19 protein-coding genes and 1 tRNA gene are annotated in these 14,318 nt (G+C 64.9%); 12 read left to right on the top strand and 8 right to left on the bottom strand.

The features are described from left to right. Nucleotides 1-9 precede the first annotated feature (9 nt). The 6 genes from QR78_RS36255 to QR78_RS32120 all read right to left on the bottom strand — a co-directional run bounded on the left by QR78_RS36255 (nucleotide 10) and on the right by QR78_RS32120 (nucleotide 6,024). The gene (locus QR78_RS36255) at nucleotides 10-2,289 is read right to left on the bottom strand and encodes a virulence-associated E family protein (protein WP_244276476.1); all 2,280 of its coding nucleotides are present in this window, start codon (nucleotides 2,287-2,289) and stop codon (nucleotides 10-12) included. 981 nt (nucleotides 2,290-3,270) lie between these two features. After that, nucleotides 3,271-3,705 carry a helix-turn-helix domain-containing protein gene (locus QR78_RS25615; protein ID WP_048430419.1) on the bottom strand — a complete coding sequence of 145 codons (435 nt, stop codon included), beginning with the start codon at nucleotides 3,703-3,705 and terminating at the stop codon, nucleotides 3,271-3,273. Nucleotides 3,706-3,890: 185 nt separating this feature from the next. Continuing rightward, the gene (locus QR78_RS25610; protein WP_048430418.1) at nucleotides 3,891-4,133 is read right to left on the bottom strand and encodes a hypothetical protein; all 243 of its coding nucleotides are present in this window, start codon (nucleotides 4,131-4,133) and stop codon (nucleotides 3,891-3,893) included. Beyond that, a complete protein-coding gene (locus tag QR78_RS25605; protein WP_125901150.1) occupies nucleotides 4,130-4,519 on the bottom strand; it encodes a hypothetical protein in 390 nt (129 codons plus the stop codon). Before QR78_RS25605 ends, QR78_RS25610 begins: the two co-directional genes overlap by 4 nt. A 342-nt stretch (nucleotides 4,520-4,861) precedes the next feature. Then, nucleotides 4,862-5,158: a hypothetical protein gene (locus QR78_RS25600; protein WP_125901152.1), complete on the bottom strand. Its 297-nt coding sequence runs from the start codon at nucleotides 5,156-5,158 to the stop codon at nucleotides 4,862-4,864. Between the two features lie 11 nt (nucleotides 5,159-5,169). Next, nucleotides 5,170-6,024 (bottom strand): hypothetical protein, encoded by an 855-nt coding sequence (locus tag QR78_RS32120; protein ID WP_125901154.1) that lies wholly within the window; start codon nucleotides 6,022-6,024, stop codon nucleotides 5,170-5,172. Between the two features lie 719 nt (nucleotides 6,025-6,743). On the opposite strand from QR78_RS32120, the gene QR78_RS34410 reads away from it, so the two are divergent. From QR78_RS34410 to QR78_RS25570, 8 genes are all read left to right on the top strand, one after another. Further along, complete coding sequence (locus QR78_RS34410) at nucleotides 6,744-7,004, top strand: hypothetical protein (protein WP_125901156.1); 261 nt, start codon at nucleotides 6,744-6,746, stop codon at nucleotides 7,002-7,004. Beyond that, nucleotides 6,997-7,455 carry a helix-turn-helix domain-containing protein gene (locus tag QR78_RS33195; protein WP_082171897.1) on the top strand — a complete coding sequence of 153 codons (459 nt, stop codon included), beginning with the start codon at nucleotides 6,997-6,999 and terminating at the stop codon, nucleotides 7,453-7,455. The genes QR78_RS34410 and QR78_RS33195 overlap by 8 nt, the downstream gene beginning before the upstream one ends. Then, nucleotides 7,455-7,940, top strand: coding sequence for a hypothetical protein (locus QR78_RS34405; protein ID WP_125901158.1), 486 nt, complete (start codon nucleotides 7,455-7,457; stop codon nucleotides 7,938-7,940). The genes QR78_RS33195 and QR78_RS34405 overlap by 1 nt, the downstream gene beginning before the upstream one ends. Nucleotides 7,941-8,505: 565 nt before the next feature. Further along, a complete protein-coding gene (locus tag QR78_RS36540) occupies nucleotides 8,506-8,637 on the top strand; it encodes a hypothetical protein (RefSeq protein WP_280137064.1) in 132 nt (43 codons plus the stop codon). Continuing rightward, on the top strand, nucleotides 8,634-9,350 hold the full coding sequence (locus tag QR78_RS32115; protein ID WP_053221088.1) for a hypothetical protein: 717 nt from the start codon (nucleotides 8,634-8,636) through the stop codon (nucleotides 9,348-9,350). The genes QR78_RS36540 and QR78_RS32115 overlap by 4 nt, the downstream gene beginning before the upstream one ends. Nucleotides 9,351-9,421: 71 nt before the next feature. Further along, nucleotides 9,422-10,327, top strand: a complete 906-nt coding sequence (locus QR78_RS25580) for a DUF6551 family protein (protein WP_125901160.1) — start codon at nucleotides 9,422-9,424, stop codon at nucleotides 10,325-10,327. Between the two features lie 23 nt (nucleotides 10,328-10,350). After that, nucleotides 10,351-10,569, top strand: coding sequence for a hypothetical protein (locus QR78_RS25575; protein ID WP_048430414.1), 219 nt, complete (start codon nucleotides 10,351-10,353; stop codon nucleotides 10,567-10,569). Nucleotides 10,570-10,572: 3 nt separating this feature from the next. Then, nucleotides 10,573-11,637: a tyrosine-type recombinase/integrase gene (locus QR78_RS25570; RefSeq protein ID WP_082171898.1), complete on the top strand. Its 1,065-nt coding sequence runs from the start codon at nucleotides 10,573-10,575 to the stop codon at nucleotides 11,635-11,637. Between the two features lie 99 nt (nucleotides 11,638-11,736). Here the strand turns inward: QR78_RS25570 and QR78_RS25565 are convergent. Continuing rightward, a tRNA-Gln gene (locus tag QR78_RS25565) sits at nucleotides 11,737-11,810 on the bottom strand. A gap of 457 nt (nucleotides 11,811-12,267) precedes the next feature. Here QR78_RS25565 and QR78_RS25560 point away from each other — a divergent pair. The 4 genes from QR78_RS25560 to QR78_RS25550 are packed head-to-tail and all read left to right on the top strand — an operon-like array spanning nucleotide 12,268 to nucleotide 13,688. Next, nucleotides 12,268-12,795, top strand: a complete 528-nt coding sequence (locus QR78_RS25560; RefSeq protein ID WP_048430413.1) for a Ros/MucR family transcriptional regulator — start codon at nucleotides 12,268-12,270, stop codon at nucleotides 12,793-12,795. 1 nt (nucleotide 12,796) lies between these two features. Beyond that, nucleotides 12,797-12,943 (top strand): hypothetical protein, encoded by a 147-nt coding sequence (locus tag QR78_RS35120; protein WP_158004075.1) that lies wholly within the window; start codon nucleotides 12,797-12,799, stop codon nucleotides 12,941-12,943. A gap of 26 nt (nucleotides 12,944-12,969) precedes the next feature. Continuing rightward, the gene (locus QR78_RS25555; RefSeq protein ID WP_082171902.1) at nucleotides 12,970-13,464 is read left to right on the top strand and encodes a lysozyme inhibitor LprI family protein; all 495 of its coding nucleotides are present in this window, start codon (nucleotides 12,970-12,972) and stop codon (nucleotides 13,462-13,464) included. Further along, the gene (locus QR78_RS25550; RefSeq protein WP_048430412.1) at nucleotides 13,461-13,688 is read left to right on the top strand and encodes a hypothetical protein; all 228 of its coding nucleotides are present in this window, start codon (nucleotides 13,461-13,463) and stop codon (nucleotides 13,686-13,688) included. Before QR78_RS25555 ends, QR78_RS25550 begins: the two co-directional genes overlap by 4 nt. A 182-nt stretch (nucleotides 13,689-13,870) precedes the next feature. Here the strand turns inward: QR78_RS25550 and QR78_RS36250 are convergent. After that, the coding region (locus QR78_RS36250; protein ID WP_048430411.1) for a hypothetical protein at nucleotides 13,871-14,318 on the bottom strand (448 nt) is incomplete at its 5' end.

Raw genomic sequence — 14,318 nt, 5'->3', positions numbered from 1 at the left:
CGTCATGCGTCATGGCCGGATGTATCCCCGACCACGGTGGTCACGCACCCAACGCCAGCCGAACTGCGCTAGCACCGACGCAATGCGGCGCTGATCTGCAGTGCCGACTTTCTGCGTCTCAATGAACAACGCGCAGCGGGCTACTTCCATGACGCTGACGCGGTCCTTGTCCTCCAGGTAGCGGCGGACCGGCTCTTCCCAGGCATCGGCCTCGAAGCGGGTTTCCTGCTCCGGCCGAATATGCTTTGCCTCGAATGCCTCGTCGGGCCACCAGCGGGCGCCGGCGCGGTAGCGGTGCACCGCCTCGGCGAAGAGCTGATCCCGGTCTCGCGCCAGCGCATCCGTATCGACGCGGCCGACCTTGACCGGCCAGTACCGGCGCCCGCCAGTCTCGTCGCGCAGGTATGTGCTCTTGTTCGTCGTCCCGACGAACACGCATTGGCGCGGCTGGATTACCTCCTTGCGGCCGTAGCTCGGCCGGTAGCGCTCGACGGGCCGGCTTATAAAGGCCTTCAGTGCCGCGTCCTCCGCCTTCGACATAGCCGACATCTCAGCGATCTCGATCAGCCACTTCCCCGGCAGGTGCTGCGACACGTCCTTGCCGGCAGTCACGTCGGGGAGGCTATCGGAGAACCACTCGCCACCCAGGATGGCGCACGCCGTCGATTTCCTGGCACCCTGCGGGCCTTCGAGCACCATCATGTAGTCGGCTTTGCAGCCAGGCTCGAATATCCGCGCCACCATGGCGATCAGGAACATCGCCCCGATCCCGGCGGTGTACGGCGTCTGCTCGGCGCCGAGATAGGTCGACAGCCACTCTGACAGGCGCTCCCGTCCGTCCCAGGCCAGCCCTTCGAGGTGTTGGCGGACCGGATGAAAGGCGCGCTCGACGGCGCGGTAATCGACGGCCTGGTGGGTGATCTCCTTGCCGAGCCGGGGCAGGCCGGCCTTCTGCAGCCACTCCTGCACCTGGCTGATGTCCGTGTCGGTTGCGAGCCGCATCGGCATCGCCTCACCCGGCGGCGAGCCCCATGCCAGCACGACACGACTGATCATCGTGGCGCACTGCATCTCGTCGTAACTGAAGACGTCGGCGAGTTCGGGCGCCGAGCGCAACGCCGCCATGGCGTTTGCCAGGACGGGCAGCGCCTCGCCCTTATCGTTCCGCAGGCAGTCCTTCCGCCAATCCGTGTCGCTCGTCTGCGCCGCCTGCGCCCCTGGTGCTTCCGCGTCGAACCAGCGCTCAGCCGTGGTATCCTGCGAAGCCGGCGCGCCGCAGCGGCCCCAGTCCCGTGACAACACCCGCAACGTGAGCCCGTCGAGCCCGCTGTGCTGCGGATACCCGAGCGGCCAGGCACAGACGACGTTGGCATAATCCTGCGCAGAGAAGCCATGCCGAGCCAGAGCTGCGGCAAGCACCGCCCGCCAAGCCGACCCGGACCCATCGTCGGGCGGGTCGATCGTGCCGTCCAGGATACCCCGCAAGCGACTATCCCGAGCCCCAACGGCCACCAGCCGCGCCCTGAGCGCATCGGGCAGGACGTCGAAGTCGCCGTAGGAATGGGCCTCGTCAACGTCAATGTCGTCCATTGCGGCGCGGACCGCCGCAGCGGCCTCCTTGCGCTCCAGCGGGCCGGTCGGGGCGCAATAGGCGGCCAGCCGCTCGGGCGTGTAGGTGACACCGCTACTGTGCGTGACCCGCACTAGGCCGCCCATAAGGCCCTTGGCGAGCTTCTTCGGCGTCGGCAGGTTGACGGTTCCCGGTAGCCGCATGATGCGGTCGATGTTCTGAACCGCGTCGCCCTTGAACAGCCGGCCCAGCGTGCGGCTCTGGTCCTCTGCCCACTGGCCGCCGGTCAGGGCGCCGATCTTTTCCTTGAGCTTCCAGAACCATTGCTGCCCGTTGCCGCTGTCGATCGACACCGTGGCAGGGAGGGGGCCGTTCTCGACTTCCTCGGCGCGCTGCGCCAGCTCGTGCCGGGCGGTCTCCCGGTCGCCGTGCGGGTCGGCATCGACGAACACGCAGCGGATCGCCGCGATGTCGGCCTTCGTCAGCTTTTTGTGCGGCGCACCGGGCTTCGGCTCGTTGACGCTGAAATAGAGATTGCGCTGGCCGATCCGCGGGCGGATCCAATCCGCCAGCTCGTTCCAGGCCCCGGGCTCGAAGGTCCGGCCCTCGGTCGATCCGGTTTCGGGATGAAAGGCGTCGAGGTGGTGCCGGCCGATCGGGTCAATCAGCTTCAGGAACGCGATCGCTTCCTGCACACCGGAAGGATGGTGCATGTTCATGGCAGCACCAACCAGTCGACAGCGGCCGTAGAAATCCTCGAAATCGCTGAAGTTAACGGTTGTTGCTGGGGCAGCTTTGCGCTATACATATGCCAGTCCTGCCAAGGGATTTCGCTCAACCCGTTCGCTGCGGGTGGGCATCAGAAAAGCCGGCTCCGCGCACAGCAGGGCCGGCTTTTTCATGTCTTCAACCGGGGCGGTGATTGGGGGGCTTCACGACACAGCTCCGCGTCGAAAGGGCCTGCACCGTAGCATGGCGTTGGCCGACAATTCCAGACAAAACCTACATTGCCGACGCGCGAAAAGGGCGCCTGTTCGGCGCCCCCCGGGATCGATGCGGTTACCTGCAGCGCGGTATCGGAAGAGGAAGACGGAAGCCTACCCAGCGATCCCGGAGATTGTGATCTAAAACGTCAGCGTCAAACCACTTTTGCCCGTCGATCAGATCCGGATCGGGTAGCACGAATATTTGCTCGCCCGGAGCTACCCAGACCTCGCCATGAGGGTAGCGCTCTTCCATGTACTCGCACGCTAACTCCTCCAGGAGCGCGTACACGTCCGACGCCAGATACCGCATACTAGGCGGCTCTTGCCCGCCTCATTTCGAGCTTGACCCTCACATTTTGGATGGCGTTGAGTGTCGGCTGTACGTCCGCGAGCGCAATCTTCTGATCTGAATGCGACACATGTAATTCAGGCACATCAGGCGACGTATAAACGTGCTTAGTGCCAATTACTTGATGCATCAATCTGATGTTCTCAGCTCGCAGTTCCATAACGGCCCTCCTTGGCCCACTGTGGGAGAAGGTAGTCCTCTTCGCTCAGAACATCAAGATGTTGATGGGGGAAGAGTTCCGTTGTCGGTTTTCGATGGACCTTAAACCTACGTTTCCGACAAAACGATAAGACAGTATACATCGTTACTAAAATACTAAAGGCGCGCCTATAAATAGCACAGCTGGTTGTGGGCAGCATAGACGATCACGAGGATGACCGTTGTCGATCCTGCTCCGCCAGGAACGCGCGATCGTTGGCCAGGATCTCCTGGATGCGGGTTGAGGCCTCGCGGGACACCAGCTGGTTGACGCGCAGCCACGCTCGAGTTGGATCGTCCGGACTGATGCGCACCGACACCTCCGACCCATCCGGGTCGCTCGCATTTTTTAAGCGAGCCGGAAGTAGGTGGCTTTCCGGGACACCAAGCGCTCTCGCGAGCCTGGTCAGGTTCTGGCGTGTCGGTAGGACCCGGCCTCGCACGTAGCTGGAGATGCCGTCACGCGGGATATCCGCCTGCCTACCCATCTCCGATTGGGTCCAGCCCTTCTCAAGCATGAGCTCGTAGAGGCGGCGACCGAACTGCTCCTTGACGATGTCTAGGGGAGCCGCGGAAGCCGCTTCTTTGCTCTTCGAGGTCATGAGGTTTCGGTCTCGGCCGGGGGCCGATCGCACCGCATGACGCGTTCGGCTCTGTATGGCGTTTGTAGGTCATACGGCCGTACACAACAAGACGTGGGCTCAGTGTGATCACCCGCCGTGCAGCTAGGGTGGGTGACGTCCGGCGGCGTCGGCCGCCGGTGCTGTATCCGCCCAACACTCGCAGCCTATGATCGGCTCTCACCGCCCCTATCCGCGGTAAACTTGTCATGGTGGTGTAGCTGGACCGCTTCCGCCGGCTGGTCCTCGACGTCCATAGCGTCAGGGTTGTCGTCCGTCTCGTCGAGCAAGAGGACGATCTGGTCGACGACATCGAGCGCGAGCCCGGCCAGGCGCTCGAATTGCTCGCGGAGAATGGGCGCGGCCGGGATCCCGGCCGCTGTGCGGGGAAAGTGGATCACGTTGCTCACGCGGCCGCCTCCATAGACAGCCGGTGAAGCCACGCCTTTGTCTCGGCGGCGATCTCCGCGACCTCGTCCCATTCGCAGCAGTCGGCAGCGAAGCGAACGAGACATGTTCCCCGCTGCTCGGCCTCGTACACATCTGCGGGGTTGCGGCGTTTAAGCTCATCGTAGATCGCTTCACGCACCGATCCCAGGCGCTCGCCTTCGTCGGTGACCATGATCTCGCACGACCGGCCGAAACCGCGACTGGTGCTCATCGCAAGCCCATTTCGGGCATGCTCGTAGACGTCATAAAGGGCAATCAGATCCAGGAGCGTCTTAGCCGCCAGATCCATCCGCAGCCGCCTTTTCTCCGGCGATGAAAAATCTGCGTCGGCTTTGTCGACCGACATAACACCACTTTGCCTCGCCCTAGACGCAAAGTTCGCCCGTGAGACCGCATGCACTGACATGATATCCCCTTTGCGAGGCACCCCCTTAGCGCCAGCATTATTGCTACGCCTGCCCGGATTTGCCTCGAGGGCAGCATGATGTGCTTCGTGCTTCTCTTCACAAGGTCCAGACGCTGATACTTTGTCGCCCGTGGTTTCGCTCGCCTTACGCGAATTGCAGACTCGACCGGTCGCCTCGCGGGTTCTCGCAGCACGTTCACGGAGAGGGACGCCGGACGCATTGCCCTGGGGCGCCACGGGAGAGGCTTTACGGTGGTTTGCCATCGTCGATCTTCCCTTGGCTCAGAACGGGTGCAGGATGCCGTAGCCGGCGATGGTGCCGGCCACGAGAATGACCGCAGACAGCAACTCGCCGGTGCCATTCAGGAAGCGCAGAGCGCGGACATGCGGTATATCCGGCCGCGTCGCAGAGGCACCGTGAATGGTGTCCCAAGCCTCAATCGCGTCGAGGTTGTCGACGCGAGGTGGCGGTTCGCGGTCGGCGCGCTTGTAACCGTGCGAAGAGAAGTAGCTGCGGGCAGCAGGCGCCTGCCAGGGGCGCACGGGCATGTCGGTGAGGCGGCGAGGAGCGGAGGGCATCGGCTCGGCCCTCACGCCTGGATCTGCGCGCGGGCGATCATCAAGGCGAAGCGCTGGAACAGCCACGCCCCGAACGCGCCCTTGTCGAAGTCGGTCGAGACCTCGGCGAGGTAGGCGGCGAGGGTCCGCACTTCCTCACCGCCGGCCGGGGTGAGCGCCAGCAAGGCGTTGAGAGCGGCAACCTCCTCCTCCGCAGCACGGTCGGCGATGGCTAGCGTCAGGGCCTCGTCGGGGGCGCTGTCCTCCTCGGCCTTCACGTAGTCGGCCACGGCCTGGTTGACGGCGAGGTTGGCGCTGCGGTGCGTCTCGAGCGCAGCGAGCAGCGGGCTCGGGCCACGCGGCGCTGGGAGCGCAATCACGGACGGGGGCGACGCCTCGGGGACGAACAGGATGAGTTCGGCGAGGCGGGCGGCGAGCTGCGCGCCGAGATGGCAGCCGCCAAGCCCGGCCGTCAGCAGGTTGTCGGCCTCCTCGGCGACGTACCAGCGAAGATGCGCGATCAGGGCGTGCGCGCCGGCCCGGGTGCCGCAGGCGGTGCCAAGGAGGCTCTGCGCGACCTCGTACTCGGCTTCCTCGGCCTCGGACGCCTCGTCGTCAGGGGCGATCTGGAACGCGGCCCAGGCGCGGCGGTGAGCCCGGATGGCCGACAGGATCGGATCGGCGACGGCCACGGGCGCCGACGGGGCCAGGACCGCGGCAGGAGACGAATGCGCAGGTTGCACCTTGATGGGAGCGGCAAGGAAGGTTCGCTGAGCCGAGAGCACTGCGATGGTCGCGAGTGCTCCACCGGCCGTGGCGAACTGCGGAGAAGGCGAGCGGTCGCGTTCACCGGCGAGCGCCGGTGGTGTAGAATGACGGGTAGCCATGAGACGTCTCCTGAGGACGTGTGTGGTTAGGCTCGGCGCGGGAGCTTCCACCTTCCCGTCGGGCCGTAATTCGTGTTATCTTGAAAGCATGGATACGTCAATTCGGGATAACACAAAAAGGCGCGGCCGCCCGAAGACGACGGGCAAGGGCACGCTCATCGGCGTGCGGCTCCTGAGCCCCGTGCTAGATCCGCTAGACGCCTGGATCGCAGACCAGCCCGACCCGAAGCCCTCGCGCCCGGAGGCCATCCGGGAGGCGCTGGCGGAGCACCTGAAGGCGAAGGGCTATCTGAAGTGAGTGGCGCGCCACTTTGGATTTTGAGGAATATCCAACAAAAACAATTGCTTAATGGGCCATTCAACCAGTTGCGCGGCAACCACCATATGGAGTAGTTATCATTCGTCCTTCCATCAGGGAGGCCCCGGCAAAATTTCTCCCCTTCAAGGGGTGCGGCAGCGCACCTTTTTGCGGACCTTCCTGGCTTGCTTCGAGTTAAGGCATATATTAACTCTCGGCGGCGAACCTGAGGCTGTTGGGCTTGCGATCGGCGTCCGAGTTCGTTGTCGTGATGAGGGGGGCTGTGGCGTCCATACGCCTCTCCCCGGAAGCCAAGGAGGGCTACGATGCGCTTAGACAGGGAACCGACCGGATAGCTGTTACGCAGCGCCGACAGCTGGAGCGTTATATGGAACGCTTCTGCTCCTGCGAGCCCCACAGGATGGTGCAAGAGCACTATCGCAGCGAGGGACAGCATCCAGCGAAGAACGGCACCAACGATAAGGTGGCCATCTGGGCATTCAAACCGGATGGCTGGCGCTTGTATGGCGCCGTCTTGCTCGTCGATGGGCAAAAATGCTTTGTGGGCGTGAAGGTTGATTCTGCCAAAAAGCAAAACAAACCCGATCGCGAGATGCTACGCAGAGCAGCAGAAATAATAGGTGAGCTAACCGAGTTCGCCAAAGGAGACGCAAATGGTTGATAACATCCTCGGCTTTGACGAGCACGTGATTGAGGCTGAAGAGGACATTGTTATCGACGCCCAATTCCTAATCCAGGATCTGCTTGTAAAGCATAATATGACCAGGACCGAGCTTGCTAGAAAGGCTGGGATCAGTAAGGCTCGGCTGTCACAGCTTATGAAGCCAAACGCCAACCCTACGCTTCGGACTTTGGCACGGATCTTCTATGCTCTCGGAGAGAAAGGAACTGTCAAATGTTCCTCCCATCGCCCTGAGACAGAGTTTGCGGCGGAGACAAACTGCGGATCCTGGGCCGAAGTGCAGCAGACGGCTGAAGTCACATCGGAGCACCGCTCTGGACGCGATCGGCATACCTTCTTCCAAGCAGCGAGACTGCGGGTTAGCCATCGCTTCGAATGGCCTGCCAACGATGATCAAAACTCATATGACGAATTTGCGCGGGCTGCTTAATGGCCGAAGCTAAAGCTAAGAACGACCTGCCCGCTCCTCAGGCAAGCCCTGAGGAGCGCCGTATTAAGTACAACAAAGCTGTCCGTCTCGCGCGACTTTCTACAATTGTACTGAGCGAACTGTCATTCAAAGTCGATAGAACAGTAGATATTGGATCATCTACAAAAGATGATACGTCTGCGTCCTATTCAGGAAAGGCTGGCGAGTTCGATTTTGACCCTGATACAGGCGATCTTTCCATAAGAATAAGTTGGATTTTGAAGATAAAAATAAAGAAAAAAACCATAATGTCTTGTTCAGCAAGCTATGATGTGCTCTACAACGGACTAGAGGGTGTCGATCAGGATATTGCGGTATTATTTGCAGAGAATGTTGCACGGCCCGCAACTTATGCATATTTTAGAGCTCTATACGCGAGTCTGGACTGGTCGGCTGGAATGGCATCCCCTCCTTTGCCAATCATTAGCTTCCATCCAAAAGTTTAGATTATAGATGCAAAACACAAGATATATTATGTGCTTGCAATATCAACTATTCTTGCTGTTTATTATTTCAGAAATCTGCCCCGCAACTCTATCCGCCGCGGCAACCAACACCGCATCGAGGTGGTGCACATACCGGCTGGTGATCGTCCCACCAGCGTGCCCGAGCATCGCCCCGATGTGATGTCGCTGTAGCCGAGATCGCCGGCCGTGGAGGCGGAGGAGTGCCGGATGGTTTGCACATTCATGCATTCCAGGCTTCTCACCGATGATAATCTAATCGCGCGCGACGTTGAGGAGGTTGCACTACCTGCGGCGCGATCCCGTCGCGGCTGAGCATCGTCAGCTGCGCGAAGCCGCCCACGCCGTATGACGGTTCCTCGCGCCCACCCTGCGACGCCGACACACCAGATCTCGTTTGTATGTTTTGTATGTTTTACGCTCGACATGTCCCGACAATCGCCCTACGATAGGTGCATCAAGTTGGGGAATGGGCATGACGCGTTCGGCAGCTCGAGGTAAGACGGTCAAGACGTCCATGCGGCTGCCATGCGCTCTTCTGGATGCCGTGGCCGAGAAGATCGACCCGCTTGGCGTGTCTAGGACGAAATACATAGAGTTCCTACTGCGCAAGGATCTGGGCTTCGCAACCATCGATCGGCGCCTGACCTCTTCGGAAGATGCAGGCGAGGCCGTATGAACACGCCCGATCCGATCCTCGCGGCCATCGCCACCCACCGGGCCGCCTACGACGCGTTCCAAGTCGCACCCGACGGCGAGGCCTCCATCCTGGCCGAGGAAGCCTACCGGGAGGCCGGCGACATCCTGGTCACGACCGCCTGCACCACGCCCACGGGCGCGGCGAAGCTCCTCGATCACCTGCGCTGGTGGCTCGCCGAGGAGGTCGCGTTCGCTGACAGCTACGGCTTGACCTACAGGGCCGCGCAGGTCCGCGTCGCCGATCTCACGGCGCTGGCCTGCGCGTGCTGGCCGGTGGCGACGGTGGGCGTGGACCCGATCCACCGGGCCATCGCCACGGCCGAGACCGCGGAAGCGGCCCATACCGCGGCGCTGTCAGGTCTCGACGAGAACGACGATGGGCAGGTGCGCCGCGCCAACGCCGCGGCCGATGCGAGTTCGGCGGCGTTCGACGCGCTGACCTCCGTCATGCCCACTACCCGGGCGGGGCTGTTCGCCCTGGCCGGGTTCTACGCCCGGGAGAGCGAGGAATTCGAGCCGATGTGCGCAGGTGGTCAGTACCTCCAGCACCTCGCGGCCGCCTTGAAGGTGGGTGATTCCACAGGCCTAATTTCAGGCCTCTCTCTGGCAAAAGCTGCCTCAGATCAGCGGCTTGTATGCCTGATTCCGCGAGCGGCCGCACAAGCCCCTTCATCGGCGAGGGCGCAGGGATGAACCGCCGCCCGATCGCCGCCCTGATCCTCGCCGAGGTCCACCCCGGCGAGCCCGCCACCGCGAAACCCGAGGTGACGTGGATCAAGCCGACCGAGCTGCTGGTCGATGCCGGGTACCAGCGCGATCTCTCCGACGCGTCCCTGCGCCTTATCCGCCGCATCATCGAGCGGTGGGACTGGCGCCGGTTCAAGCCGCCGATCGTCGCCTGGACCGATGACGGCCTCGAGGTGATCGACGGCCAGCACTCGGCCATCGCGGCGGCCTCGCATCCGGGCATCGAGGTGATCCCGGTCGTGGTCGTGGAGGCGACGGCACAGTCCGATCGCGCGCAGGCGTTCGTCGGTCACAACCGGGACCGGATCGCGGTGACGGCGGCCCAGATGCACGTCGCGGCGGTGGCGGCCGGCGATCCGGCGGCGCAGTCGGTAGTCCGGGTCGCCGCGGCGGCAGGTCTGACGCTCCTGCGCCTTCCGCCGGCCAGGGCAGTCTACAAGCCGCGCGAGACCATCGCCGTCGCAGCGGTGCGAGGCCTGATCACCCTCGAAGGGGAGGAGCGAGCCACTGAGATCCTGCGTGTCCTGACCGAGGCCGGGTTGGGTCCGATCACAGCAGCGCAGATGAAGGCGGTCCATCACCTCTGCACCGATCCGCAATTTGCGGACCTCGACCGGGCAGGGCTCATCCAGACGATTCGCGCCACGCCGGCTCGGCAGATGGAGCAGGAAGCGAAGGAGCACGCTGCGGTCCACTGCGTGCCGCTGTGGCGGGGCATCGCCGCAGTGTGGTTCAAGGCCGCGCGGAAGAAGGCGCTTCGCACCGAGGCGCGCTCACCGTCTCGCGCGGCGAAGGGCGGAATCACCATTCCGGCTTGGGTGCCGGACGACCTGATCGAGGACTTCCGAGACATGGCCCGCCTCGAAGGTGAGGAGCGTGCCGCCTCGCACGTGCGGAAGCTGAAGCGAGAGGCGGTGTCATGAGGACGCAGTCCGCAATTCCAGGCATGAGCCGGCGCCTCCTGACGCTGACCGAGGCGGCGGACTACTGCCGCTGCACCATTCCGGTGTTCGAACGGGCCTGTCCCGTCACACCGATCGCGCTGGGCGACAGGATGGACCGGCGCTTGCTGCGTTATGACGTCCTCGCCCTGGACGAATGGATCGACATGGCCGGCGGCCGCACCGCCACGGCCGACACCCAGGACTGGCTCGCCAAGCTCTAAGCCATGACCACCAGGATGCCGCTGCGCGGCGTGAAGCGGTTCTTTGAGCCGAAAACCGGGAAGACCTACTCGTACCACCGGGCGAGCGGCACGCCGATCAAAGCGGAGTGGGGTACCCCCGCTTTCGCCATCGAACTCGACAAGGCGGACCGCGCCTGGCGCGAAAAGAAGGTGCAGGACGGCACCTTCGGCCACCTGATCGACCAGTACCGCGCCGCACCGGAGTTCACCCGGCTGAAGCCGCGCACCCGTGCCGACTACGACAAGGTATTCGACTTCCTTGAGCCGCTGAGAGCGATGCCGCTCGACCGGCTCGATCGCCCGTTCATGGTCGGGCTGCGCAATAAGGCCTATACCAAGCACAAGCGCCGGTTCGCGAACTACGTCGTACAGGTACTTTCGCGGGCCTGCGGCATCGGCATCGGGCTGGGGCTGTTGAAGGAAAACCCGGTCGACCACGTCGAGAAGGTGCGCAAGGCGACGGGGGAGAAGAGCCTGAACCGGCCGTGGACCTCCGCCGAGCGCGACGCGGTGCTCGCCGAACTGCCGGCACCGTTGAAGGGCCCGTTCGCGATGATGCGCTATCTCGGCGTGCGGCTCGGCGACGTGCGCGGGATGCGGCGCGATGCCTACAAGGACGGGATGATCTCGTTCGTCACCGGCAAGGGTGCGGTCGAGGTCACGGTGCCGTGTCCGGAACCGCTAGCCCGGATTCTCGACGCGCAAACGGATCATGCCACGCATCTGTTCTCCAGCTCGGATGGCTCGCCGTGGTCCGAAGGCGGGTTTCACGCAAGCTGGCGCCGGGTGCGGCTGCGCCTTGAGAAGGAGGGGAAGGTCAAGCCCGGGCTCACGCCGCACGGGCTCCGGCACTCGGTGGCGACGGACCTGCGCGAACTCGGCAAGACCGAGCGCGAGATCGCCGACATCCTCGGCCAGAGGACGACCTACGCGGTGCCGACCTACGCCCGGAGCGCGGATATGCGGCGCTCGAACAAGCGCGTGATCGACGATCTCTATGGGGAGAAGGAGGGTCCAGACGAGGAGGGCGGAGCGTCCGATCGCTGAACAGATCCCTGGGTCAGATGTCTAGAGTGGGTGTCTAGAACAGCAGCACGGAACCCTGAGAAGGGAGCGATTTAGCCGCTAAGTGTCTGAAGAATAAGGTGGCTGGGGGACGTGGATTCGAACCACGACTAACGGAGTCAGAGTCCGCTGTTCTACCGTTAAACTATCCCCCAACGAGGCGGTGGCTGCATCAGGTCCAGAGGAGCGTTCCGTCTGGCCGGGCTGGCCGGTCACCGCCTGCGGTGCGGTGCTGATAGGCCGGTTCGCCGGACCGGTCAAGCGCTTCTTGGGCGTCGTGCGCGTGGTCCCGCAGGGGCGCCCGTTCGAGATGGATCGGGGCGGGGGCTAGAAGGTCTCGGCCGGTCCGCGGACGATCGAGGGGCCGTTCCGGTCGGGGGGCGAAGGGTGATGGCGCGGTCGCGGGCGTGCAACCCGCAGAGCGCTCACGGACGCGAGAGCGAGCCGACCGACCATGCCCGGTCGTGGACAGGTCCGAGGAACCCGGAGGACGGGACGGATACACAGTTTTTTCTTAAAACCTGCAGAGTTTCACTTGATGAGGGCGCGTTTCGCCCGATATGCCGGGACGACTCGGATGACGCCGGGTCGCTCAGAACGGGATGGAAGCTCGTGTCGGACGTCAACCTGGAGCAGCAGACTGAATTCGTCGGCCTCGCGGCCGACATCGTCTCGTCCTATGTGGCGAACAACAATCTTCAGGTCGCGGAACTGCCGGCTCTGATCGCCTCGGTGCACGCGTCGTTGGCCGCGCTCGGCCGGCCGGTCGAGGCGCCGGTCGAGGAGACGCGGGCGACTCCGGCGCAGATCCGCAAGTCGGTCACCGCGGACCACCTCATCAGCTTCATCGACGGCAAGTCCTACCGCTCGCTCAAGCGCCACCTCACCTCGCAGGGCCTGACCCCCGCCGAGTACCGCCAGAAGTTCGGCCTGCCGCACGACTACCCGATGGTCGCGGCGAGCTACGCCGCCCAGCGCTCGGCTCTGGCCAAGAGCCTCGGCCTCGGACAGCGGCGGCGCGACGCCGCGGCGGCGGCCCGCGGGGAGGCCGCACAGGAGGCGACCCCGGCCGAGGCGCCGGCCGACGAGGCGGCACCGGAGAAGCCTGCCCGCCGCCGGTCGCGCAAGGCGGCCGAGTAGGATGGAGCTCGCCAATCCCTGGCGTCCGCCGCACGGGCGGCGCCTGCCGTCGCGGGAGCGGATGCTGCTTCTCCTCACCGGGGCCGCCATCGCGGCGGTCGGCGTGGTCCTGTCGGGCGGCGAGATGCTAGGGCATTGGCTCGGATGACCGGCCGCTCGCACGGTGGTGCGACCATGGCCGCCCTCGTCCTGATCGGAGGAGCGCTGATCGGGGGAGCGTCGGTGACGGGCCTCGGGGCGGCCGCCGCGCGGGAGGCGGGGGCGGCCCCCGTCTCCGCGGCGGCGGTCATCCGGGCCTGCACCGGAAAGGCGCTGCCCGAGTACCGCAAGGGGGCCTGCCTCGACGATGCCGCCAAGGCGCTGCGGGAACGGCTCGCCGCGGCGGTCGAGCGCAAGCTCGCCGCCATCGCGGCCGTCGCCACCCGCTCGCCGAGTCCCGGGAGCCTGGCCGGCCGGGAGGATGCGGAGACCTGGCGCAAGGCGTTCCAGGCCACGCAGGGCGCCTGGGAGGATTATTTCCGGCGCCACTGCGACGGCCTCTACGACTTCGACTACCATGGCGGCTCCGCGGCGGGGCAGCTCGCCTCGGAATGCAAGATCCGGCTGCTCGCGGCCCGGATCGACGAGGTCGGCGGCGAGGCCGCGAGCCGCCAGGGAGGCCGTCGATGACCGCGCCGCTGACCTTCGAGGACGACGTCGAGGCGCGGCTGGGCGCCCTCGAGCTGATCGTGGCCGCGCTGCTGCGGGAACGGATGACCCGGGATCCGGACGCCCGGGAGACGGTGCTGGAGGAGGTGCGGCGGGAGGCGCGGGTGCCGACCCCGCCGACGCCCAAGACCGAGGCGGCCCTCGCCAAGGCGCTCGCCCTCGCGGAGATCATCCTGGCGCCCTGACGGGCGCAGCTCGGCGCCCTGAGAGACGCGACTTGACGCCCCGACGGACGCGAAGCGGAGCCTGGAGGACGCGGGCCGGACGCGAGAAGGGCCGGTCCCTTCGGAACGGCCCTTCTCGCCTGAGTATCGAGGAGGCGTGACCGGGCGAGACCGCCCGGCCGCTCCCGATGGCCGTACCGGCCTCAGTATCCGTAGCCGTAGGAGACGCAGGTCCCGTAGACGTCGTCGTAATAGGCGTAGGGACCGCAGCCGGCATAGGAGACGCCGTAGCCGCCGCCATACCCGCCATAATAGCCGACATTCGAGAGGCCGTAGCCGAGCCCGAGGCCGAGGCCGACCCCGGCGAGCCCGTAGCCAAGACCACGCCCGTAGCCGCCGCGATAGCCGTAGCCGCGATACCCGCCGTAACCGCCGCGGTAGCCGCCGAACCCGACGCCCCGGTAGCCGCCACGATATCCGCCGAGGCCGCCGCGGTAACCGCCGCCGAACCCGACGCCGCGATAGCCGCCGCCGAGGCCTGCCCCCCGGAAGCCGCCACCCAGCGCACCGCCGCGGAAGCCGGCACCGCCGAGACCGCCGCGGAAGCCGCCGCCTCCCAAACCGCCGCCCCGGAAGCCGCCACCCCCGAAA

The sequence above is a fragment of the Methylobacterium indicum genome (assembly GCF_001043895.1).
In the GTDB taxonomy this organism is placed as follows: Bacteria; Pseudomonadota; Alphaproteobacteria; order Rhizobiales; family Beijerinckiaceae; genus Methylobacterium; species Methylobacterium indicum.
Note: the sequence above shows the minus strand (reverse complement) of the source record. Positions and strands in the feature narration are given on the sequence as shown.